The 25,358-nt window shown below is 35.1% G+C and carries 19 protein-coding genes; 18 read left to right on the top strand and 1 reads right to left on the bottom strand.

Annotation, left to right across the window (positions count from 1 at the left end):
* Positions 1 to 142 precede the first annotated feature (142 nt).
* From AC6CHK_RS15640 to polA, 18 genes are all read left to right on the top strand, one after another.
* The gene (locus tag AC6CHK_RS15640) at positions 143 to 1,114 is read left to right on the top strand and encodes a hypothetical protein (protein ID WP_498097733.1); all 972 of its coding nucleotides are present in this window, start codon (positions 143 to 145) and stop codon (positions 1,112 to 1,114) included.
* Between the two features lie 185 nt (positions 1,115 to 1,299).
* Positions 1,300 to 1,782 carry a DUF4280 domain-containing protein gene (locus AC6CHK_RS15635; RefSeq protein WP_498097731.1) on the top strand — a complete coding sequence of 161 codons (483 nt, stop codon included), beginning with the start codon at positions 1,300 to 1,302 and terminating at the stop codon, positions 1,780 to 1,782.
* Between the two features lie 23 nt (positions 1,783 to 1,805).
* On the top strand, positions 1,806 to 4,751 hold the full coding sequence (locus AC6CHK_RS15630) for a glycoside hydrolase family protein (RefSeq protein ID WP_498097729.1): 2,946 nt from the start codon (positions 1,806 to 1,808) through the stop codon (positions 4,749 to 4,751).
* A complete protein-coding gene (locus AC6CHK_RS15625; protein ID WP_498097727.1) occupies positions 4,735 to 5,649 on the top strand; it encodes a hypothetical protein in 915 nt (304 codons plus the stop codon). The genes AC6CHK_RS15630 and AC6CHK_RS15625 overlap by 17 nt, the downstream gene beginning before the upstream one ends.
* 178 nt (positions 5,650 to 5,827) lie before the next feature.
* A complete protein-coding gene (locus AC6CHK_RS15620; RefSeq protein WP_498097725.1) occupies positions 5,828 to 8,326 on the top strand; it encodes an ATP-dependent Clp protease ATP-binding subunit in 2,499 nt (832 codons plus the stop codon).
* A gap of 82 nt (positions 8,327 to 8,408) precedes the next feature.
* On the top strand, positions 8,409 to 9,275 hold the full coding sequence (locus tag AC6CHK_RS15615) for a lytic transglycosylase domain-containing protein (RefSeq protein WP_498097723.1): 867 nt from the start codon (positions 8,409 to 8,411) through the stop codon (positions 9,273 to 9,275).
* A gap of 199 nt (positions 9,276 to 9,474) precedes the next feature.
* Complete coding sequence (tssD, locus tag AC6CHK_RS15610; RefSeq protein ID WP_498097721.1) at positions 9,475 to 9,879, top strand: type VI secretion system tube protein TssD; 405 nt, start codon at positions 9,475 to 9,477, stop codon at positions 9,877 to 9,879.
* A 320-nt stretch (positions 9,880 to 10,199) separates the two neighbouring features.
* Positions 10,200 to 12,158 carry a type VI secretion system Vgr family protein gene (locus AC6CHK_RS15605; protein WP_498097719.1) on the top strand — a complete coding sequence of 653 codons (1,959 nt, stop codon included), beginning with the start codon at positions 10,200 to 10,202 and terminating at the stop codon, positions 12,156 to 12,158.
* A gap of 6 nt (positions 12,159 to 12,164) precedes the next feature.
* Positions 12,165 to 13,832 (top strand): lipase family protein, encoded by a 1,668-nt coding sequence (locus AC6CHK_RS15600; RefSeq protein WP_498097717.1) that lies wholly within the window; start codon positions 12,165 to 12,167, stop codon positions 13,830 to 13,832.
* Positions 13,833 to 14,201: 369 nt separating this feature from the next.
* Positions 14,202 to 14,765, top strand: coding sequence for a hypothetical protein (locus tag AC6CHK_RS15595; RefSeq protein WP_498097715.1), 564 nt, complete (start codon positions 14,202 to 14,204; stop codon positions 14,763 to 14,765).
* Positions 14,766 to 14,971: 206 nt separating this feature from the next.
* Positions 14,972 to 15,376 carry a type VI secretion system tube protein TssD gene (tssD, locus tag AC6CHK_RS15590; RefSeq protein WP_498097713.1) on the top strand — a complete coding sequence of 135 codons (405 nt, stop codon included), beginning with the start codon at positions 14,972 to 14,974 and terminating at the stop codon, positions 15,374 to 15,376.
* A gap of 235 nt (positions 15,377 to 15,611) precedes the next feature.
* On the top strand, positions 15,612 to 17,753 hold the full coding sequence (locus AC6CHK_RS15585) for a type VI secretion system Vgr family protein (protein ID WP_498097711.1): 2,142 nt from the start codon (positions 15,612 to 15,614) through the stop codon (positions 17,751 to 17,753).
* Positions 17,754 to 17,770: 17 nt separating this feature from the next.
* Positions 17,771 to 18,817: a hypothetical protein gene (locus AC6CHK_RS15580; protein WP_498097709.1), complete on the top strand. Its 1,047-nt coding sequence runs from the start codon at positions 17,771 to 17,773 to the stop codon at positions 18,815 to 18,817.
* A 4-nt stretch (positions 18,818 to 18,821) separates the two neighbouring features.
* Positions 18,822 to 20,168 carry a PAAR-like protein gene (locus tag AC6CHK_RS15575; protein ID WP_498097707.1) on the top strand — a complete coding sequence of 449 codons (1,347 nt, stop codon included), beginning with the start codon at positions 18,822 to 18,824 and terminating at the stop codon, positions 20,166 to 20,168.
* A 4-nt stretch (positions 20,169 to 20,172) separates the two neighbouring features.
* Positions 20,173 to 20,808 (top strand): hypothetical protein, encoded by a 636-nt coding sequence (locus tag AC6CHK_RS15570; RefSeq protein ID WP_498097705.1) that lies wholly within the window; start codon positions 20,173 to 20,175, stop codon positions 20,806 to 20,808.
* A 2-nt stretch (positions 20,809 to 20,810) separates the two neighbouring features.
* Entirely contained in the window at positions 20,811 to 21,266 is a 456-nt protein-coding gene (locus tag AC6CHK_RS15565; RefSeq protein ID WP_498097703.1) for a tetratricopeptide repeat protein, read from the top strand.
* 13 nt (positions 21,267 to 21,279) lie between these two features.
* Positions 21,280 to 21,669: a hypothetical protein gene (locus AC6CHK_RS15560; RefSeq protein ID WP_498097701.1), complete on the top strand. Its 390-nt coding sequence runs from the start codon at positions 21,280 to 21,282 to the stop codon at positions 21,667 to 21,669.
* Between the two features lie 90 nt (positions 21,670 to 21,759).
* Positions 21,760 to 24,630 (top strand): DNA polymerase I, encoded by a 2,871-nt coding sequence (gene polA / locus AC6CHK_RS15555; RefSeq protein ID WP_498097699.1) that lies wholly within the window; start codon positions 21,760 to 21,762, stop codon positions 24,628 to 24,630.
* 155 nt (positions 24,631 to 24,785) lie between these two features.
* Here polA and AC6CHK_RS15550 read toward each other — a convergent pair whose 3' ends face one another.
* Positions 24,786 to 25,172 (bottom strand): immunity 22 family protein, encoded by a 387-nt coding sequence (locus tag AC6CHK_RS15550; protein ID WP_498097697.1) that lies wholly within the window; start codon positions 25,170 to 25,172, stop codon positions 24,786 to 24,788.
* Positions 25,173 to 25,358 lie beyond the last annotated feature (186 nt).

The following is a 25,358-nucleotide window of genomic DNA, read 5'->3' as shown; positions in this document are numbered from 1 at the left end:
GATGACAAACACTTTGTCGCACAAAAAATCAGTATAAAATAAATTAAGGAACCGCAAATTAAGATTGCAACAAAACTGTTTAAAAACAGGAATTGAAATATCAGACACTGAAGTTTTCTTTTGTATAGAATTTAAAAAATTAATGTTTAACAGAATAATTTTACCCGATGATACTTTGGAAAGTATAGCCAGAGAAATAAATTTGGAAAAGCCGGAATTTATTTTGCAGTTTCACAACTCGAAATGTGCAAAAGAAGATCTGATAAAAGACAAATTGATTCCCTGGAAAAAATTACATATTCCCGGAAAGGATTTGGTAGAAAAGGTGAACATTGAAGTTTTTGAGGAGCTCTCAAAACCTCAATACAATCCAAAAATAAAGTTCTTTCCAGAGTCAATTGGCGGAAGTTTCAAAACAATTATTTTGGAAAGCTCAATTAATGCCAACAATAAAAAAGAAATTGTAAAAATTATTTATGATGCCCACTTAAAATACACAGAAACCCAAGATGGATTGCACATCGTAGAATATTCGAGAAGTAAATTCCAAGGAACTCATGAAGGAATGTTGTCTGATTTAGCCTTAAAGTCTTTTGAAAAAATCAGTCCTTTATTGATATTCCTGAACGAAAATGGCGTCGTCGTAAAAGTTGAGGTGAAAAAAGAAATTAAAGAGAATTTTGATAAAATTAAAAAAGAAATTTCTGATTATTTCATTGGGGAAATTGCAGATTCTTATCTGGAAAATTTTGAATATGTCATAAAAAATGATGCTCTTTTCGATAAAAAAATGAAAAAAGATCTTTTTATCAAAACTTATTTTGCGCCAATCAGAAAAAAATTTGACCATGGAAAATCAATTATCAAGCTTGCCTTTACAGAAAAAGAAGAATGGGAAATAGAGCAAAAAGTAGAAGGAAATACAGAAGAAAAACTGAAAATTTTACAAAATTTGGGAAAAGTACCGTTTCCGGAAGATGAAAAATTCAGACATTATGAAGGTCAATACTTATTTAATTCACAAACTTTTTTAATTGAAGAATGTAATGTTATTTTTCAACAAAAGTTTCGCCTGTTGGAACAAGAAACAAAAATAAATATAAAGAAAGTATAGAAGGAAAGCTGATTAAGAAAAGCAAGAATACTTAAAATTCAGGAAATGCTTTTTGCCGAGTCGCAGTTCTACTACAATTTTCACTTTTCATTAAAAACGAAGATGATTATTCGCTCACCCTCAGTATCTTTGATAGAAACGGAGCTTTAATTGAGAGCCGAAACCTAATTTTAAAACCATAAAAAATGAGCACACCCCACGAAAGCAAACATTTTGTTGTTCAATGCGGAAAAGCAATGTGCGATAAAGGAAGCAAGTTTCCCGCCTTTAAGGTAACCAGCCACCAGAAGCATTTTTGGAATGATAAAGAAGGTCAGGCAGATTATTTGGCAGTAACCGAAGACGATGTGATGTTTAATCCTGCTGCAACGCCTTTTGGAAATTGTTCTTTGAAAAACGGAAATCCTTGTGCATTTGCAGCAGCCGGAAAATGGACAAAAACTTATGAAAAAGTAAAAGTAATGGATAAAAAGTGCGTTACTGAGATTTCGGAATTAATGTGCAGTACGGGAGGCAAAATTACGGTAATGGATCACGGGCAAAAAGCACAGATGGGAAAGAGTAATGTAAAGAATGCGGAGCCTAAAACCGTTCAGCATGCCAATCCTTTGGTGGATTCGGAAGAGTTTAAAGAAAGATTTGATGAAAATCAGATTGACGTCTATTAGAATATTTTTTAATTAAAAAAGGTATGGCAAAGAAAGGCGTAGCAAGAATAATTGGAGAAACTGCTCCGAAAGTTGGCACAAAACTCACTTATCACGTTGCAGAATGGCATTCGGGAACATCACAAAGTGAAAGAAATCCTGCGAATGTAAATTGGCAGCTTTATAAAGAAAATAGTAACGGTGGTTTTGATAAAGTAAACTTTTTAGTAAAAGGAGAGCAGGGCTTTACTTTTAAATGGTCTGCAATTAATAAAAGGTTCAAACTCGTAGGTTATCTTTATCAACCTGAAATGTCAACCGCAATAGAAATCCGTCCGCAAGCCGGCGAAAGAAGTATCAGCAGAATCTCATTTCTGGATGTAAACGGCAACAGACTTACACAAACTCCAAAATACGGACAGACATTAAAAGTAGTCATCGAAACTATCAATATGTTTGCCGAGACTTTACATGTAAGTCTTTGGGAAAGAGATACAATGAGCGATTCGGGGCATGATCCGGAAGACAACACCAATCTTTGGGGTGAAAGAGAATATGTTGTAGATTTCAACACGGGTAAAGTTGTTTTTGATATAATGCTGAACCCCAGTTGGGCAGTTCAAGCTAATAAAAGCCTTTTTGAAGGAGGAGAGCACGAGTTTTATCTTTTAGTAAGAGGAGACGGAGCAACAACAAAATATTCTGTGCAGCAAAATGTGGAAGATAAAGAAGTGCCCCAACAACCGTCAACAGGGAATTCTACACCGACATCATCTCAACCAAGTTCAACAAATAACCAGCCTCCAGTCTCATCAAGACCGCAGCCACGTCCACAAACCCCAAATAACGGAAGTCAACCTGCAACAGGAAACAACGAAATACAAGAGCCACTAAGAGTTGAAAATCAGCCTGCCCCAAATCCGGTTGAGGGAAGTGGAAGAACAGCTACTACAGTCAACGAACAAAAAGTAGAAGGGCTTATTGATGCTTATTTTGCAAAGAAAGAATATACCAAAAAGACTGGAGAAGAAGCCGGAACATTGGAATATGAAGTGAAAAGTAATGGAAATAAAACATCAACCGATGCCGAAAAAGAAAAAATTGCTAAAATTATCTTTGATAAGCCTGCAGTAAAGGCGCTTACAGAAAAGAAAGAATATACAACTGTAGAAGCCATTAAAGAAAAATTAACAAAAGAGGTCTATAATAACGGAGATAAAATTACAATAACAACCTTTAAGCTTGGTGAAGAATTTAAAAAAATAACCAGTGCGCCGTTAGAAGATAAAGTATATTTGGTAACAACTTCTTATTTGCTTGAAGGTAAAGAAGCTAAAATTATCATAAAAGAAAAAGACGGTATTATTAAAGGTTCTGCTGATGCAGCATTTCCTGTTTTGGAACTTACCGAAGCACAAATGGAACAAAGCGAACCTCTAAAAGAAGAGGAAAGAAATGAAAAGTCGGAATTCACAGGAACATTCAAAGATGATATTGTAAAAATCCCGATTCAGCTTCGCCCCAAATCTGATGAAGAATTGGCGCAATGGAAAGAAAAGATTGCAAAAGGAAAAGAAGAAGGCGAGTATACCTACACATTCAGCAATGAAAATGGAACAACGATAAATGACAGCAATAAAAAAGAACTTGCGGGAATTATTCTTGAGAATGCTAAAAAAGGAAAATTAGGAAATCCTAAAATAGAAGACGGTAAAACAGCATATGCAGAAGATGTAGAAGGGAAATTAGAAAGTAAAATCTATACAAAAGGAGAAACCATCATTTTCCCACTTTACAAAAAAGTAACTGAAATGCTTTGGCTTGATGTCTCTTGTGACGGAGATCTGGCGTCTTATAAAGAAGAGTTTTTGAAGAAAGAAGGTGCATATTTTGAGATTGGAAAATCAAAAGAAATTATATTTCCTTTACGTGTTAAGCCGGAAAACGATCCGGATTATAAATGGGAAAGTTATTACTGGGCAGGATCACAAGGAGCAAATCAGGCCACTTTCAACTCAAACAGAGGAGGCGGAACTAGAAAACATGCCGGAAGAGACCTTTATACTAATCCCGAAACACCGGTTGTTGCTATTTGCAAAGGTGAAGTTTTAGAAGTTAAAAGCTTTTATGCTCAAACAGATCAAGTGACTGTTTTGCATGAAACGAATGACGGCAGAAAATTTATTATCAGATACGGAGAATTAGCGCCGAATAGTATAAGCCTTAAAAAAGGAGATCCTGTGGCTCAAGGAGACCAACTAGGAGTTACTGGTCATTTAGTAGGTATAACGGTTATTAGTGGACAAACGGTTTACATGTTGCATTTTGAACATTATACCGGTGAAAAAGGTTTTGATTTAACAACACCTTTGACGACTGATGATGTACCATTTTTAAGAAGAACAGATTTAGTTGATTCCTTAGAAATTTTGCAAGAAGGATATCGAAATACATTTGAAAGCGGTACTGCTGGTGATAGAGTAGATCCTAATACATTAACTTTTTCACAAAACGGGTTAGACTTTTTAAAAGGTTATGAAAAAGAGATAAAAGAAAATGGAATGCACGTTGCTTTTGATGATGATTATGGATTTTGTACAATCGGTTATGGACATCTCATTGCCGGAAAGCAAAGTTGCAGCAATATAACGTTGCCTACAGAATTTGTCAATGGTTTAACTGACGCACAGGCTAATGCCTTATTATCTATAGATGTACAAAGGATATCGAATCTAGTAAAGTCTAAAGTTACTGTAAATTTATATCAACATGAGTTTGATGCTTTAGTAAGTTTAGCTTTTAATGTTGAAGCCGCAGTTGGTTCTGAATCTACATTATTGAGAAAATTAAATGCCGAAGATTATGAAGGTGCAGCCAATGAATTTAAAAACTGGAGAATGGCAGGAGGTGTTGTTGCTCCCGGCTTAGTAACAAGAAGATCTCAAGAAACAAATATATTTAAAAACAATGTTTATGATTCAACACATTAAGTATTTTATAATTCCTTTGTTGGTATTTATATCACTTTCATGCCAGCAAAGTTCAAAACCATCACAGGAAATTGAGCCTGAGAATCATAAAAATATCGAGAAGCAAATTCGAAATTTTGTATTTTATAAAAGTTTCGGATTTTGCAACAGCCAAGTAGGGTATTTTTCGCAACAGGAAGCTGATGATTTATACAATGATAAAATTATTACAATTGATAAAAAGGATGAAATAAAGTCTGATGCTACTTCAGTTTTTGACGAAGAAAAATGGAAATGTTTAAATGAAAACCTGAATCTGAAGCAAAATAATAATATTAAAATAATTAAAACTAAAGACGATTTTCCATTTGAAAAATTGGTGCTGCTAGACGACAAATATGTAATTGTTTCCCGTGATGGTTATTTTTTCATTTTCATTTTAAAAGAAACCAACGCATCAGCACAGAAAAAAAGTAAAAATCAACAAGATTTTACTCCGTTATTTAATGTTCAGCTTACAGGATTATCAGATGTTAATTCAAAAGAACAGGATATTTATAAAAAATATGGATTAGATTTTTCAACTCTTTGTAACTGCAATTCACCGTCAATATATTTAAATAAAGAATCTAAGGAATTAATAATTTTTAATTATTGTGATAAAGAAAAACCTTTTAAAGATATAAAAAACAAATACCTTTTTAAGATTGATAAATTAGAAGTTGTTGATAATAAAATGATTGTGTCAAATGATGATTTGGAACTTAGTTTTCAAAAATTAGAAGATGGAAAAATCTATCAAATGAAAGTATTGAAAGGTAAGTTTCCGAATGATTTTGTAGGTAATGATTTGAAAACTTTTTATACTTCCCAGCCTGAAAAATTTCAAAAAACAAGTTGTGGAGATTACGATGGTTAAAATTTAGGACATTGTTTATGACAGATAAATAGAATTAAAAAATACTTTTAATAATCTAATAATAAAAATTTCTCAACGTTGATTGCAAAATAAAAATAATGTTTAATAAATTCATTTTACATAAGGATAAAATCATTATTTTAGTTACACCAAAATAACATACATATTAATATCAAAAATGGGAGTACTTGTAACCAACGAAACAGTTAAACAGCTTTTTCACATAGCGCAGTCGATAGCAAAAGAGAATTACAATGCTACTTATGACGGGCCGCATATTTTACAGGCTTTAATGCATAAAGATATCGGGCTCAACGAATTTCTGAAAAATATAGATAAAGATCCGGGATATTTTTACGAATGGGCAGATGTGCGCATTGAAGATTATCCAAAAACGACTCATCTTCCCGATGAAGTTGGCGAAGGCCAATTTGTAGATCAGATTTTGGAAGAAGCCGATGATATTAGATTAAAACTGGGCTTAGACGAGATTACTCCGATCTGTATTTTGACCGCTCTTGTAAAACCGCAGGTGGCATTTACTTTACAGCAGCTTAAATCTTTGCCGCTCAGAGAGCATGAAATATTTAATTTATACCGAAAAGATACACCTTTTGCAACATCTGAAGACAGTGGAATTTCATCATTATTTTCAAATAACGGATCAGATTTTTCAGATTCTTCCTTTCCTTCCATTAAAAATTATTGTGTAGACAGAACTTTGCAGGCCAGACAGGGAAGCCTCGAAAATATTATCGGAAGAGATAAAGAACTTCGAACTCTTGTTGAAATCCTTTGCCGAAGAAGCAAACCAAATGTAATTATTATTGGTGAACCCGGAGTTGGTAAAACAGCTTTAGTTGAAGGTTTTGCCACCGAAATTACCAAAGGAAACGTACCTGAAATGCTTAAAAACGCAACTCTTTTGGAGCTTGATACGGGAGCTTTACTCGCGGGGACTTCTTATAAAGGTGAAATTGAAGACCGTCTCAAAAAAATAATCAATGAATGCAAAAAAATAGAAAAAGCTATTTTGTTTATTGATGAAATTCATACGCTTTTAGACCCGAAAGGAAGCATCGGAAATGTAGCCAATCTTCTGAAACCTGAACTGGCGAGAGGCGAAATTACCGTAATCGGAGCCACAACACAGGAAGAATACAGAAAGATTATTGAGCCGGAACAAGCTTTCAACCGACGTTTTGAAGTACTTACCGTTAATGAGCCCGACGAGCAGACTTGCGTGAAAATGATTGATGTCCTTTTGGAAGGTTACAAAAAACATCACAATATAGAAGTAGAAAAAACATCACTTCCCGAATGTGTACGATTGGCAAAAAGATATTCAAAAGGTAAAAAATTACCCGATGCAGCGATTGATTTGCTAGACAGAACAATGGCCGCAATAAAAATGCTTGATGAGCTTTCGGAAAAAGAGCTTGAAAGCTGGAAAGAAAGCTATGAAAACATTTTAAAGGAAGAATATTTAAGTGAAAAAGATCAGGCAGACGAATTGATCTGGAATTACAATTTGTTGAGAGATAAAATCAGCCCGATTTTGTGGGGTTCATTAAGTGAGCAGCCTCAGATAGACAATTCTATGTCTGTTGAGCACATTAAAAAAACAATTGACGATACTTTTACAGAACTTTTGCAGCATGCTGCGAAAAAAAGAGAAAAAGTTGACCGACTTGAATTGGCAGCGGTAATGGCAGCAAAAACCAATATTCCGATTGGTAAAATTCAGGCACAGGAAAAAGAGAAACTTTTGAACATGGAATCTCTTTTGATGAACAGAGTCGTTGGTCAGGATCATGCTTTAAAAGTACTTTCCGATGCAATTGTTGAAAACCGAAGCGGATTAAATAAACCCGGACAGCCAATTGGTTCATTTTTCCTTCTTGGCCCAACCGGAACAGGAAAAACCGAACTGGCAAAATCAATGGCCGAATTGCTTTTTAATGACGAAAAAGCAATGGTTCGTTTTGATATGTCCGAATTTAAAGAAGAACATTCTGCAGCTTTATTATACGGTGCGCCTCCCGGATATGTTGGTTACGAAGAAGGAGGAATGCTGGTAAACAAAATTCGTCAGCAGCCTTACACCGTTGTTTTATTTGATGAAATTGAGAAAGCGCATCATTCTGTTTTTGATGTCTTTTTACAAATCATGGATGAAGGTAAAGTGCATGACAAGTTGGGTAAGGAAGGAGATTTTAGCAATGCTATAATTTTATTTACATCAAATATCGGAAGTGAAGAAATTGTAAAACAGTTTGAAGAAGGAAGAATTCCGCAGTCAAATTCTTTAATGCAGATTATGTCAAATTCCGGACGTTTCAGGCCTGAATTTTTGGCAAGAATTACGGAAATCATTCCTTTTGCGCCGATCACAGAATCTATTGCAGAAAGAATTTTCAATATTCAGCTAAAATCACTTCACAAATCGCTTCACCGTTTGGGAATGACACTTTCGATCACAGATGAAGCAGTAAAAAATCTCGCATTAGGCGGTTTTAGCAGCAAATACGGAGCAAGACAGATTTCCGGAGTGATAAGAGCTCAGCTTGCAAGGCCGATTTCTAAAATGATTGTAAGAGAAGAGGTGAAATCCGGGCAAACGATCATCGTAGACTGGAATCAATCCGAAGAAAAGCTTATCTGGAAAGTCGAATAAATGGTAATTGAAATCAAGCCGAATGCTTTAATAGTTGAGTTTTTGGTTTTTCAAAAATTATAATTTTTAAGATTCATTTAAAATGAAAACGTATTTCAGCAAAATAATATTTGCAGCCGTATTTTTTGCCTCTTTTGACTTTGCGGATGCTCAGTTTCTTTCGGCTTCGGATACGTCAGAAGGCAGTGTGAGAAAATATAACAGCATCATTAATTCAAATAAAGAAATCGTTGCGTTTATAGAATATTCTTTAGTAAAAAAAGGTTTGCCTAAACATTTAAGAAACCTAGCGCTGATAGAATCTCACTTCGACAGAAATATCACTTCACACGCCGGAGCGGTTGGTGTTTGGCAGTTTATGACAGCTCATGCCAACCAATATGGGCTTACAGAAGATCGCCGTTCGGATCTGTACAGAAGCACAAAAGTAGCTGCTGTTTCGCTTGCCAATCTTTATAAAAAATACAACAATTGGATTACGGTGGTGGCGGCTTACAATTGCGGAGAAGGTAATATTGCCAAAGCAATGAATGCTGCAAACTCGACACAATATCATGTTTTTTCCAAATATTTACCTGCGGAAACAATAAATCATGTAAAAAAATATTTGAATGCATGCTACGCCACCGGAGAACTGAATGCTGTTTTGGTAAATTATAATTCTTCAAGACTGAAGGCTGTTTTTGATGCAAGAACAGGAGAAAAAGAAGGCTCATCATTATCCGAAACCGAAATTAATGCCGGATTCAATTTACAGATTATTGCTGAAGAACTTAAAGTTGATCTTAAAGAAATTTTAGTTTGGAATCCCGGAATTGAAGAAGAACTCCAAAATAACGGCGAAAGCCCTTTTTATCTTCCGACAGATCTGATGCCCGACTTTTTATTAAAGAAAAATAAAATACTTTCGCGTTCTGTGAAAGAAGGAAGTAATTCAATTCTCAGATAATTGCAGTATTGTAAAGTATAATGTATTTATGTTTTTAAATGCAAATAAGTTTTCATATCGTACAATTACTACATTAAATCGTAGAATTACTACAAAATCATAGAAAATGTTTAAAATTTTTGAGTAATATTTTTGGTGTTGTTATCTTTGAGTATAGAATTACAAATCATCAAATTATAACGATTAAAATTTATTTATCATGGCAGCAAATTCAAGAGGAATCTTAAAATTCAACGGCGGCGAAGGCCAAAAATTATTAAAGCTGAACTACAGCGTATCAAGATCTACAGACGTTTCAGGACGTGTTGCATCTGATCCTTCAAATGCAATTATTAAATTAACGGTCGAAGCGACAGAAAAGTCTGATATTCTGGAAAGCTTACTGAACGGCAAATACAAGCCGACAAGCGGAGAAGTTACTTTCAACAAATCACACGAAGAAGGTACTTTGATTACCCTAAACTGGGAAAACGGATACGTGATTCAGCACGAAGTAGACTTTGACGCGGTAGATGAAAACTCTATGCTGATCAGCTTTGTGGTAAGTGCAGAAAAGATCAATTATGGGAATGCAGCTTTCGAAGGTCTTTGGCCAACAAGCTAAACCCGATCCATCATTTATATATGAAGATATACCAAAGACTGTCCCAAGAAAGACGGTCTTTTTTGCCTGAATTTCAGGTTTTAATTTCCTGAAAATATTTTTTTGATTAATTTTTAATGTCTTTTTTAAGCTTGAATATATCTATTAAATTTAATGTAAACATTAATCTGGCAGGCTAATTTTGCTACTTTAATTATCTGCTTTTTCGAGATAAAAAGCAATTCAGATTAGATTTGTCATTTAAGTCTAAAATTTAAAATTCAAAATCCTTTAAAGTGCTTAAAAATTAATAACTTTAAACCACACCACAATTACAAATTATGACAACAAATCCAGAGACTTCATCGTTGAGCTCTTTCCGTCCGTCTCAGAACGCGGAAGGTGTTTCAGAGAATCATCATACCGGTATCAACCGTTTGGTAAAATTATCTTTGGTCATAGAAGGTAAAGTGATCAGGTATTACAAGCATTTTAAGCTTAAGCAAAGTACCCGTCGCCACCATGAGTTTAGCTTAACGCTGGCTCACGATACGCTAGGCGATCGTCAGACGCATACTTTGGAGGAGGCTAATAAGTTTTTAGGCAAACGCTTAACGGCTGTTATTTCCTATAAAGATATTGAAAAGAGTCCCGAACGCACCTTTGTCGGCGTCATTACAGGAGTTGGCTTCAGCCAGGAAAAAATGAGCTTGGGCAATATTGTGCTTACGGGTTACAGTCCTACTATTTTGTTGGACGGAGCACCGCATATTCAAAGCTTTGGAGGCAGCCAGCCTGTGAATATGGGTATCATTGCTGAAGAAGTGATAAAACAAGGTTTGGATAAAAGCCGTTTTGATATCAGGATCGATACGAATGATCATTCTCAAATTATTTACAGCAGCCAGTATGACGAAACGCATTACAATTATCTGTCAAGAATGGCAGAGGCGTATGGCGAACAGTTTTATTATGATGGTGAAGTTTTACACTTTGGAAAGCTTCCACCACAGAATAAGCCGATCAGACTGACGTACGGAAGCAGTGCAAACGATATAAAAGTAGAGCTGAAAGCCGTTCATACCAAGCCTCAATTTTACGGCTACAACAGCAGCAGACATGAAAAGTTGACCTCAGGAGCCACGCCGATCCAGCATGTCGGAGATCTGGCAAAAACAGCTTACGAGCACAACGATAAGATTTATAAAACCCCATCTTTAAGAGTGGCACCGATCAAGGCATCCACTCATCTCGATGTAGAATATTCCCAGAAAAGTACGGCAGGAAGTGAGGCGGTGAATGTGTTTAATGTTTCAGGCTCAACGACGGTACCTTTTTTACATCCGGGCTGTGCGGTAGACATCGAAATGCGCAAGCCGGATACGAATGAAACATCGTATTTCACCAGAATCATGATTACGGAATCCGAGCATGAGATTGATACGATCGGTCATTACACAGGAAGCTTTGAAGGTATCGCATCAGACACGGGTTTTTTACCCAAACCTGAATTTACGCTTCCAAAAGCTGAGCCTCAACTGGCAACGGTTATTTCCAATGCCGATCCTGAAGGTCAAGGCAGGGTCCAGGTAAGATTTGACTGGCAAAATAATGATACCACACATTTTATTCGGATGATGAGTCCGGATGCGGGAGGTACGGATCAGATCACGCAAAACAGAGGTTATGTGGCGATTCCTGAAGTTGGTGACCAGGTAATGGTTAATTTTGTTCATAATCATCCCGACCGACCGTTTGTGATGGGAGGTATGTTTCACGGACAAGTGGGACTGGGTGGAGGTATGGACAACCGTGTAAAATCTATCCAGACCAGAAGTGGGCACCGTGTGGTTTTCACGGAAGATGAAAGCATTATCATCACCGATAAATCCGGCAATGAAATTCATCTTGATACGACAGGAAGTAATATTAATATCACGGCACCTGAAACAATGACTTTGAACTGTAAAAACATGAATATCAATGTAATTGAAAGCATGAATACTACCGTTGGCATGAACCAGAATAATACGGTAGGAATGAATATTTTTGAAAGCGCAGGAATGAATAGAACTTCTACCGTCGGCTTATTGAATATGCTTTCTGTTGGAACAGATTTTATAACCAATGTTACAGGCAAAATGATGGAATTTATTACAGGAAATAAAGAATCACACACCGAAAAAGACCGTATAAGAACAAGCAACGGAAAAATTACTACCCAAAGTTCAGGGAATCATGAGCAACACTCTGATAAAGAAGTACAAAATAATTCCGGAGAGAAATCTAAAAACCATTGATGAATTATGAAACAGACATTCGTAGGTGGAGATATCATAGAAACAACCGGAGGCAGTAACCTTTCTTACGCAAAAGATGTTATTGAAAATGTCGGAAGCCAGGTTATTCAGCAAGGCAAAAGTAGTGGTGTAACATACGGAAAACAGGGAGCTCCGCCAAAAAATGACAGGGTTTATGATGTTGTCATGTTTGTGGCCGGAACGACCGATCCGGTGAATACAACCGGACTAAAACATCAGGCCAATACAGATTACTGGCAAGCAAGCAAAGATAATTTCTGGAACAAAATAAAGGAATTAAAACCGCAGTTTCTCAACCTCCATATTGAAGGAAGCTTCTTCAGCTGGTCTGGAGACAATGATACAAAAGAAAGAAATCTTGCTGCAACCAGGTTATTGGATTTATTGTTAAGAGTTTACAAATTTTGGAAGAATCAGGAGGTTCATATTCATCTGATAGGACATTCGCATGGAGGAAATGTGATTAATCAGTTTACAGAGCTTATCGCAACAGATTCCAAATATCCCAAAGCTTGGAAAGTAAAAAGTATCACGTATTTATCTACTCCGTTTTTTCAGCATAAGCATCAGCTTAATCATTCTAAACTTCATAAGAAATGTCAGATCATTAATGTTCATAATGAATATGATTTGACACAGCAATTGATTGCTGATTTCAGTCTGGTGAATTTGGAAGGATTAATAAAAGCTTTCCAAATGGATAAATTTGACAAAGGAATAAAAATCTTGAAAGGTGTAAATACAGAAGCTATTGCAAAATATCTTAAAGGTTTTCCCACTAAGAATAAAGCGGTTGCAGCATGGGCGGAGATGGCAAAAGCGTTTTTAGGAATCAATATCATCGCGTCAGAATTTATTAGTTATATCAATTCTATAAAACTTGATAATGCCAATTTAACGGCGGAAAAAAATTCGTTTATCAGTCTTTTAAATCATTTTTTGCAATGGACTTATGATGTACATAAAAATTATACAAACGGAGAGAATTATGATAAAATAACCTGGGTAAAAAACTTAAACCTTACTCAAGGAATGAAAGTTTTAAATATTCTTTTTGACATTAAAAGTGGTGTTAAAGACAGCTATATTTTAAAATTACTGGCAAAACTGTTTAGAGCAAATGCCGGAATTACAGATTCGATAGAAGTTACCTCATGGAATCCGTCAAAACAAACTAAAGGTTTACCTATTTTGCATGTCCCGATTTTTGATAAAGATCCGTATCACAGCAGAAATAAAAGAACACAGTGCAAAAACTTCATTGCAGGAGCATCGGCTGCTGTACACAACAATAATTTGGAAGAAGTTTTGATGAGACTGTTGAGCCAGTTCATTAAACCTGCTGAGCTGGAAAAATACATCGACAATATCAACAATGCAGAATATATTTTAACAGGAAATCTGGATAAAGAGCTTAAAATTTTAAGAGGAAATTTTGAAAGATATCATACATTAGTTGAGCAATATTATGCCGATCTTGTAACCGCCAAGGATGAAGAAGATATCAAAGATTTAATAAAAAGGCCAGGAACGATTCCTTATCTGTCAATGGCATCGCATAGTTTGAGCCATACTCAGTTTTGGCCTCAAGTAGAGGCGGGATTAAAAAGCTCCTTCAGCTCCGGCAAAAATCCGGGATATATGAAAAAATAATCTATGAGAAATAATAAAAAGCTAATAATAATAAGTCTTCTCATCTTTATTTTAGCAACAATAGCAACGTCTTATTGGTATATTTCATTGCATTATTACAGAGAACGTGACTTGAAGAATCTTTCAACGATCGTTACACAAGTAGGATTAGTCGGCGGATTCTTTACTACATTTATATTTTTATTAATTAATCTGTGTATAAGAAAAGTAAGGGATAAAGGTTTGCGAACTTTTTTGATTGTTATTTTAATTATTCTTTTTATTGTTTTCGTTTACCATCTTACTTTAAACATAGTATTTTATCATACAGATAGTCCTCATTCATTTCTAAAGTCATTAATGGAGCTGTAATCTGTACAATTAATTTATATGAAAAAAATAACTTTTTTACTCTTTATAAGCTTATCTATTTCGGGTTTTGGGCAGTCTGTTCAGAAGATTGTTAAAGATTTTGACGGTGATTCAAAAAAAGATACGGTTCGTATTGACAGTGATTCTAAAACCTTAGTTTGTTTATTATCTACCCAAAAATATAAAAAAATACAAAGCGGAAAAATCTGGAAACTCAATTTTGGAAACACGTTGGTTTCAACAAAAAAAGGCTTTGAATTTTGGAATGACTTTGACAGATCCGGCTTCAGATGTGTTTTTGAATACGACCTGAAATCAAAGAAAATGCAGCTTGTACAAATGAGGCGAATTGATGATATTTTGAGCTATGATTATGGAGAGAAAGCTAAAGGAAAATCAAGCGTTAATCTTCTTACAAATCAATATACAGGAGATTTTTATAAGGTTGCGAATGGTAAATTACAAAAAATACCAACTATCAAAACGACAATGATTTTTCCGAAAACATATCTTGAAACATTCAGCGATTCTTTATGTTTTGATTATGAAGCAAAATGTTTGGCTTTATATAATGAAAAATAAGAATAAGCAAAGTCAAGATAAGAATAGAATGATTGAGGTATTTTCAATTATAAAACAATTATCGTAGAAGTACTACACAGAATCGTAGTATTACTACAAAATATCAATTAAGGATGGAAATACTTTTTGCAACCAATCTTTGGCTCTATCTTCGCTTTAGAAAATAACATCAATCACAAAATATTTAACTGATTAAAATTTACATTATGGCAGACAATTCAAGAGGAATCTTAAAATTCAACGGAAGCGAAGGACAAAAATTACTAAAGCTGAACTACAGCGTATCAAGATCTACAGACGTTTCAGGACGTGTAGCATCAGATCCTTCCAATGCGATTATCAAACTTACAATCGAAGCTACGGAGAAATCTGAGATTCTGGAAAGTTTGTTAAATGGTAAATACAAGCCGACAACCGGAGAAATTACTTTCAACAAATCACACGAAGAAGGTACTTTGATTACCTTAAACTGGGAAAACGGATACGTTATTCAGCATGAAGTAGACTTTGACGCTGTTGATCAAAATTCTATGCTGATAAGCTTTATCGTAAGTGCAGAGAAAATCAACTACGGAAATGCTGCTTTTGAAGGTGTTTGGCCGGGAGCATAAACCTTTTCATCTTAGTGAAATAAACTTGTTACAGAATAGCGTGCTTTAAAGTAGGCTATTCTGTTTTCTTGTTCGGTCATTGTTAAAGTAAATATTTTAATCAACTATATTTTTGATGATAATATGCAGATATTACGGAAATTTAATTTTTTTTCTAAAAAATTATGATTTTTGGTGCAATATCTGCTATCAGATAAGTAAGAAGGTTCACTTCACAAATATTAAATAAAATGCTATGTTTCAGGATAATAAATCTACAAAACTGCCAAACTCTAAAAATTTGAAAAATTCTTTAAATGTTCAGGGTTTACAAGAAGAAGCAGCTGCAAAAGTAGCCGACAAGGCAGGTGAAAAAATTCAGAAAATAGGTTCGGGCCTGAATCGGGTTCAGGCATATTCGAAAACTGTTGAAAGTTCTTCGGTAATGTTTATGAATCAGAATTTTCAGCAAAACAATCCTATTACCACGCAGGGAAAAACATGGGCAAAACAACCTACCTCAAAAATACATAATGCGACGGCTATTCCTACAAGTCAGATTTTAGGAATTAATAGAGTTGTGAAGCTTGAGATTATTATTGAAGGAAAAATTATTCAGCATTTTAAGCATTTTAAACTGAATCAAAGTGCGCTTAAACATCATAATTTTAGTTTGATTCTTGCGCATGATACCTTAGGAAATGCCGAAAATCATAATTTAGAAGAAGCTCAAAATTTCTTAGGAAAAAGAATTACTGTAATTTTTAAATATAAAGATGTAATTGACGGCCCCGAAAGGAATTTTGTTGGCGTTATCACAGAAGTAGGTTTCAGTCAGGAAAAAGGCAGTCTGGGAAATATCGTTTTGTCGGGTTCCAGTCCGACTGTGCTTTTGGATGCCGCGCCACACATTCAGAGTTTTGGAGGCGCACAGGAAATAAGCTTAAACAGTATCGCAGATCATGTGATAAAAGAAGGGCTTGGAGGAAGCAAATTTGATTACAGAGTCGATGCAAAACATGGAAATGTGTCTTACAGCTCACAATATGAGGAAACTCATTACAATTATCTGGCAAGAATTGCAGAAGCATATGGCGAGCAGTTTTTTTATGACGGCGAAGTTCTTCATTTCGGGAAGCTTCCGCCTCAGGAGCAGCCTGTAAAATTAACTTATGGAAGCAGCGTGAATGATGTTAAAATTAAAATGAAAGCACAACACGTAAATCCAACTTTTTACGGCTACAACAGCAGTAAAAATGAAAAACTCACGACCGGAAGCTCAAAAATAAATCATACTTCAGATATTGCTAAAAGGGCTTATGAAATATCAGAAAAAACCTTTACGACACCTTCTTTACGGGTTGCTCCGATAAAAGCTTCGTCGTTTATGGATATTTACGCGTCTCAAAAAGGTACCGCCGGCAGCAAAGCGTCAAATGTTTTTATTACTTCAGGCACTACAACGGTTCCGTTCTTATATCCAGGATGTGCAGCGGATATCGAAATGCGAAAATCAGATACCAATCAAACTTCCTATTTTACAAAACTAATGATGACCGAAGTGACGCATGAAGTAGATGCAAGAGGTTATTATACAGGAACTTTTGAGGCAATAGCTGCAGATTGCGGCTATATTCCGCGTCCTGAATTTGAAACTCCGAAAGCAGATTCACAGTTTGGAAAAGTGATTTCCAATACAGATCCTTTAAATCAGGGAAGAGTTCAGGTGCAGTTTGACTGGCAAAACGGATCATCGACTACAGAATTTATCAGAGTAATGACTCCTGACGCCGGAAGCAGTGATAAAGTCAATAAAAACCGAGGTTTTATGGCGGTTCCCGAAGTTGGAGATCAGGTGATTGTTAATTTTGTGCATCAGCATCCCGATCGTCCTTTTGTGATGGGAGGAATGTTTCATGGTGCAATCGGCGCAGGCGGAGGCTCAGGAAATAATATCAAAAGCTTAAGCAGCCGAAGCGGAAATAAATTGGAATTAAATGACGGCGAAGGCTCAGTTTTTCTTACCGATCAGGGCGGTGCGAATATGAAATTTGATGGTGCCGGAAATGCTACAACGAATGCCAACAACGATAAAACCGTTACCGTCGGACAAAATAATACCGTAAAAGCCGGTGCAAAACACTGTACTGACGTAGGAAAAGGACAAAGCGTTCTCACCATGGGAAAGGATGGCGTAATCGATCTGAATGGAGCGACAAAAGTTACTTTAAAAGTTGGCGATAGTTATATTGAAATCACAGGAAGCAAAATTGTCATATCAAGTAATGAAATTGAGGTTTTAGGAAAAACATCTTCTACAATAAAAGGTTCAGGAAGTGCAAAAGCTGTTTTTAAAGGAAATACAACTATTACAGGAGATAAAGTAATTGAAAATTAATTATAATTGTTTAAAGCTTGGAAAAGTATTTTATAAAAAATGAAGATTCTTTAGAATCAATAGCCAAGGAATTAGGCTTAAATATTAGTGAATTAATCAATTATCATAACAGTAATTCCAAATTGCACGAGCAGATTAAAAATAGTGATTTGCCTCAATGGTCTGATTATATCATCATTTCGGATTCTATCGAAAATCTTAAAGCTATTAAAGAAAAGAAACAGGCTTCCAATACAATTATTTTACAAAAAGAAATTGAGCCTTCAAAGTATTTAATAACTCAAAAAATTGATATGCAGGTTTCTGGTAACAGTATGATAGAATCTGAAACTGAAATTGTCTGGAATTATAAAAAAGAGAAAAATGAAAACCATTTTTTTGCCTATCTCGACCAGGAATCTCATACGGTAAAATATATAAAATCTATATACCGTGCATTGGCGGAATACATGCAAAAATTTAATAAACCTCTGGAGAAATTGGTTTTAAAATTATCAGCTAAAGGAAATGTTGAAGAGATTGCTAATCAGCAGCAAATAAATGATCAATGGATTGATCTTAAAAGAGACCTTATCCCTCAATTGGGAAACACATTGGAAGAACAGCATATGATTGAAAGCGGCGATAAAGATTTTTCAGAAAGCCTTCCTTTAATTAAAAATAATACTTTATATAATCTTTTTTTTATAAATGCTTACCAGGAACATAAAATATCAGATACGTTTGAAGAGCATGAAAAACAAATATATTTATCCCAGATTTTCAGTAATGAAAAAGTAAATATTACAACAAAAAAGAAAGTAGAAAAAGAAAATAATATAGTAAAAATTAAACTATACTCAGAAGCCGATACATCTCAAAATAATCATTTAAGAAATATTTATGATGAAAAATTAAAACCCTTTTTACAGGAAAATTACAATTACTCGCTTACTTGGGCAGTAGAATATAATTTTAATATAGAAACGGGAAAATTAATTTTATGTAATTCTAAAATTAAAGAACAAACTGGTCCTAATTACAGTCACGTTTTGGAACATACCATAGAATTGAAAAAAAACTAAAATTATGGCAAAGTTATATGTACCTGACGGAGCATGGCTAGTGTGTTCCAACGGAATGAAAAAACAGCAGATTAAAGTTACGAGTCAAAGCACTGTAACTATTGCAGGAGGATATCTGAAAGCAACAATTGACGATCGTCCCGGAGGAAATTTTGTTTGCGGGAAAATGATGCTGATTGGTGCTATTGCAGGAGCCGTTATAGGCATTGCTCTTGTTGCAGGCTCTATTTTAACAGGAGGAGCATTGGCTGTAGCAGCGGTTGCCGCTGCAGGAGCCGCCGTTGGAGCAGGTGTTTCAATGATACCGTCCATTTGTGGAATGTTATTAAAAAATTGGACGCCTTTTGATACGAATGTTCTTACGGTAGGAAAGCATCCATTATTAGAAAATTCTCAAATTCCTTGTATGTTGGGAGGGAATGTCATGATCCTTTATTCTGAAAAAGCAGCTGATGAATTTACAGATCTTACCATTGGTAAAACGGCTTTCAATGTAGTGGGTGTGATAGCATTATCATATATTTTATACCCGGCTTTAGCTGCGATCGGCACTACGGCTGTTACTGCAAAAGCTACAATAGCTACCTTCGGATGGGGAGCCGGAATGAATTATCTAGGAGGTGTTACATTAACTACAGGTATTGCTTATGGAATAGGTTTTGGGGTTGATCAGGGAAAAGGATGGCTTTATTCTCAAGTTCCTACAGGAAATGGTACAACATTAAAAAACTATGTCGACGGCTTTGAATCTGATCCTGAAAAGCTTGTTGAAAATCAAAGATTAGCAAACGGCGATGGAGACAAAGCTATTTATGAACATACAAATGACGTAGGAGGAGCAAATGGACCTGGTAGAGAGACCATTGGTGACAGAACCTCTCAATACAGTACAACAGAAAGATCCTCTGCCGTCAGACTTGATGATATTGAAGAACATGGTCCTACGACTTATAATGAATCAGGAAGGGTACAAGGCGCCATTGAAGGAAGAAATCCTACCAATACGCAGGGAACAAATGTCGTTGATCAGGATTTTGGAGGAAGGTATCAGGAAGTGGAAAGAACATCAACAACTACAAATTCTCAATATTCTCCGTTAACAAGATCAGATGTTCCGTCTACTGTGGGAAGTGCGATGAGAAATACTTATTTAGATCAAAAAGGACTTCCTACATTCTCAAGGACTGAAGGTCCAAAAGGAGGAGGTTTGGTAATGGGATTATTACAGGATGCTTACAAAGGCGTGAGTAATTTTGTTCTAAAAGGACAATCCGAAGATCTAATACAGGCGTTACAAAACGAAGAAGCTGCAGCTAGAGCTAAAATAACAGTATTGGCAGGAAAAGATTAATTTTATGAAGATAAATGAATCTAAACTTTTTTTAATTTCTTTATTTCTTTGTTTACTCTATTTTATATATTCAATAACAATTAGCATTTGTGATTTTGCAAATCTAAAGCAGCAAAATTGGGAAAATGCTGAAAATCAAAGTACGGTGTATTCAAGCAGAAGAAGTACCACTGTTACCTATAATTTTATAAAAGACAATGTAAGAATCAGTCGTAAATATCCAGGTATTTTAGAAGGTATTAATACATGGATGTGGGGAATAGATAAGAATGCTACTCTGCAAAATATATCATTTTACCTTCGCGAAAAAGATGATATTAAAATTAAAAATAATCAAATAAAACACAGACAAGATATTTTAGGAAATAAACTTAATGAAATAAAACCAATACCGTTTTTTGGATTGAGAAAAATACCTTCAAAATCCGGCAAACTCTTGCTCATATTAGATATTTGGAAATATAATTACTCAATCTTAGCAGCATTTATTTTGCTTATTTTACCATATCTTATAATTTTTATAATAAAAAATGTGTTTAAAATACATTTAGAAAAAAATAACAATAAAAAATTAGAAAGTAAAATCGGTGGTTATATGATTTTCTTTTTTGTTCTTCTTATAATTAATTTAATTGTTTAAATATGAAAAAAGTTCTCCAGATTATTATCGGCATTATTGCTCTTGGTTTTTTAATTGTCATTATTAAAAGTAATTTCTTTATTTCTGCTGATACGAAATCATATAACGAGGGTTGGGATGCGTATGAAAAAAGTCAATTTGAACTGGCTATTTTTCATCTCAATCATGTCGACAAAGAAAAACATCCTGATGTGTGGGTAGCATTAGGGTCATCATATTTAAAGACTGGCGATTATACCAATGCTATTCAGCATTTACAAAAAGCGTATGATTTAAAATATAAAGAAGGCACAGAAGATTATAATAAGCTTTTAGTCTCATTAGGGATGAGTTATATGTATTCCGGAGATTTAAATAAAGCAGAATTTTATTTGGAAAAAGCTAGGAAATCAGGATATGACACAAATTATAATTTCAGAATTCTTGATTCACTTAAGCAAAACAAAACTGAAATATAATAAAATTTCAAATATGAAAAAACTCCTTTTTATATTCATTTTAACAGCATTTTCCCTTACAGCCATACAAGCTCAAACCAATTCGCTTGCAAAAACAACTTGGCAGGTAGAAAAAGTGAATTCAGATGGAAGTGCCGTTTTCAAAAAAGCAAAATCAATTAATTTTCCGGAAGAACAGCCTCAATTCTTTTTCCTTCAATTTGAAGGTGACAAAAGGTATCACACAGGAAATTCGTGTTTTCATATGATGGGAATGTACAGTGTTTACGGAGATAATCAAGTAGAAATGTCTGAAGGTACAGCAGATATGTCAAGCGAATGCAAAGAACCAAAAACCTTTATCGGAACTTATAATTTCAAGATTAATGAAGATCGGCTTGAGCTTATTCCGGTGAAAAATTAAATATTTTACGCGCCGATATTTCTAAATTTAAATCCCAAAAACCGGAACAGAAATATTCCTATTTTCTTATATTTGTTCATTATACAAAATATGGACGCAACTCAAGATAAAAGACTGTTTCTGGTTGATGCTTATGCGATGATCTTCAGGGGATATTATGCATTGATCAGAAATCCGAGGCTTACCAGTAAAGGATTAGATACTTCTGCGATTTTTGGTTTTACAAATTCTTTGATCGAGCTGATCAGGAGAGAAAGACCTACACATTTGGCAGTCGTTTTTGATGTCGGGCAGGCAAGTGTGAGAACAGATGATTTTGCAGCTTATAAAGCCAATCGAAGTGAAACGCCCGAAGCCATCAAAGCAGCAATTCCTTACATTCACAGAATCTTGGAAGCTATGCATGTGCCTATTTTAGGAGTTGAAGGCTATGAAGCCGATGACGTGATCGGAACCATTGCCTGCAAAGCCGAAAAAGAAGGTTACACGACGTTTATGGTAACGCCGGATAAAGATTTTGCGCAATTGGTTACGGATAAAATTAAAATCTATAAACCCGGTTTAAAAGGCGGAGATATTGAGATTTTAGGCGTTGAAGAAGTCAAAGCAAAGTACGAAATTGAAGATCCAAAACAGGTGATCGATTTCCTTGCAATGATGGGCGATGCGGTTGACAATATTCCGGGTCTTGAAGGAGTTGGAGAAAAAACGGCCATGAAATTCCTGAAAGAATTCGGAAGTATTGAAAATCTTTTAGCCAATACCGACAAATTAAAAGGTAAGCTTAAAGAAAAAGTGGAAGCTTCGGCAGAACGCGGAATTTTATCTAAAAAGTTGGCAACGATTATTTGTGATGCTCCGATAGAATTTCATCAGGAACAATATGATCTCGAAACGCCTGATTTTGAAAAAGTTAAGGAAGTTTTCGACGAAATCGAGTTCAGAAGATTATACGAAAACCTTTACCGTGCTTTTGCTTCCGCAGAAACTGTAGTGGTTACAACAACGGTTGTTTCAAAAGACGGAGTCACAATCACCGAAGTTGAAGCGTCTCAAATACCCGAAACACCGCAACAGAAAGTAGCGAGAAATGTCGGGCAGCTCGATCTTTTTGCTAATTTCGAAGAATTGGATCAGGCAACTTCCACAAAAGAAACGATTGAGCAGAATGATCATTTATATCAATTTGTTGATAATCCTAAAGCCCAGAAAATTTTAGTTCAGAATTTATTAAAGCAAAAAGTGGTGTGTTTTGATACAGAAACCACTTCCCTGAACGAGTTGGAAGCCGAGTTGGTCGGGATGAGTTTTTCATACAAAAAAGGCTTGGCCTATTATGTTCCTTTGTCGGAAGATCAGGGCGAAGTTTTGCAGACGCTTGAGATTTTCAGGCCGTTTTTTGAAAAAGAAGATTTGCTGAAAGTTGCTCATAACTTAAAATTCGATTATAAAATCCTCAAACAATATAACATTACCGTAAAAGGATCCATGTTCGACACAATGATCGCTCATTACCTTTTGAATCCGGACGGAAGACACGGAATGGATTATCTTTCAGAAGTTTATCTTAATTATAAACCTGTTTCGATAGAAACAATTATTGGTAAAAAAGGTAAAAAACAAGGCAATTTCAGGGATGCAGATTTAAGGACTCAAACGGATTATGCTGCGGAAGATGCAGACGTAACTTTTCAGTTGTATGAATTGTTTGCGCCGCAATTGAAGAAAGAAAGCCTTGAAGATCTTTTCTACAAAATAGAAATGCCGCTTATGGAAGTTTTAGCCAAAATGGAATTGGAAGGAATTTCTTTAGACAAAAAGTGGCTTGCTCAGGAAAGCATCGATCTTGAAAATGATTTAAGACAACTTGAATCCAAGATTTTTGAAATTTCCGGCGAAGAGTTTAATATGAACTCACCAAAGCAGTTGGGAGATATTTTGTTTGATAAAATGCAGCTTGATCCGAAAGCTAAAAAAACCAAGACAGGGCAATACGCAACTTCTGAAGATGTTCTTCAAAAACTTGCTTCAAAGCACGAAATCATCAAGCATATTCTTGAATACAGAACATATCAAAAATTAAAATCGACTTATGTGGATGCTTTGCCGTCTCAGATTGATAAAGATGATAATCGTGTTCATACCAATTTCTCACAAACAACGGCTGCAACAGGCCGTTTGGCAAGTGTAAATCCGAATTTGCAGAATATTCCGATTCGTACTTTGAGGGGCCAGCAAATCCGTGGTGCTTTTGTTTCTGGTGAAGGAAAAAAGATTATTTCCGCCGATTATTCACAAATTGAATTGCGTTTAATTGCCGAGATTTCCGGTGAAGAAAATATGATTAAAGCTTTTCAGAATGGAGAAGATATTCATGCTTCCACCGCTGCGAAATTATTTAAAATTCCTTTAGAAGAAGTTTCAAAAACACAGCGTGGACAAGCAAAAACCGTCAACTTCGGGATTATTTACGGACAAGGAGCTTTCGCTTTGGCAGAACAGACCGGTTTGTCAAGAACCGAAGCCAAACAAATGATCGAAGCCTATTTTGAAACATATCCGAAACTGAAAGAATATATGGCCGAACAGGTGCGTAAAGCCCGTGAACTAGGTTATGTGGAAACTATTTTAGGAAGAAAACGTCATTTAAAAGATGTTAATTCAGGAAACTTTGTAGTGAGAGGGCATGCGGAAAGAAACGCCGTGAATGCGCCTGTTCAGGGAAGTGCTGCCGATGTTGTAAAAATGGCAATGATTAAAATTGATAAAGAACTGGAATCTCAAAATCTTAAAACCAAAATGCTGCTTCAGGTACATGACGAATTATTGTTTGAATCTCCGGACGATGAAGTAGAAGCCGCTACAAAACTCATCAAAAAAGAAATGGAAGGTGCCATCGAAACGCAGGTTCCGCTATTGGTTGAGGTTGGAGTTGGGAAAAACTGGCTGGAAGCGCATTAAAAAATTATATTTTAGAAGATACTTCGACTTTGCTCAAAATAAATCAATACTGTGAAAAATAAACGTAGTATTGGGAATGTCATGCTGAGCGTAGTCGAAGCATCTTTTATGAATCAAATAATGGTGTGATAATTTAATATTTATTAAAGAATCGATCAATATTCAAATTCAATTCCGCCTAAATAAACCAAAGATAAATCATCGCTTTCCACAGATTTTGGTTGTGGAATTTGTCCTTGACTTACAAATATTAAAGAATTGATTTCAAATTTAAGGTTCATTTCGTTGATTCTGTTGAATAGAATAGGCAACCATTGCTCTGCGAAAGAGTATTCTGAGAAATGCTGAATACTTTCTTCAAAACCATATTCTGCAAAATCATAATCGAACCAAACGGTTTTTTGTGATTCTGCAAATTTTGAAATATAGTTATTATCATCTTCTTCCTCGAGATAATAATTGTCGTTGTCCTCTACAAATTCGTAAAAATCATCTTCTGTTTTAAAATTTCCTGCCCAAAAATCTAAAATCTGCTTATTCATATATTATATTCAAAGATCAAAGGTATAACAATACTTTTTGTGCTGAAAGTTTTGAGTGTATTGTAGGTTGTAATTTCATTGAAAAAAGAAGTTAAGTCGATCTTGAATTCGTCAATTTGAGTAGCAAAACAAAGTGAAACGTCGAGAAATTATTGATTAAAGTTCTCGATATATTTCTTTTTATTT

This window comes from Chryseobacterium sp. GQ58, assembly GCF_059758895.1.
Note: the sequence above shows the minus strand (reverse complement) of the source record. Positions and strands in the feature narration are given on the sequence as shown.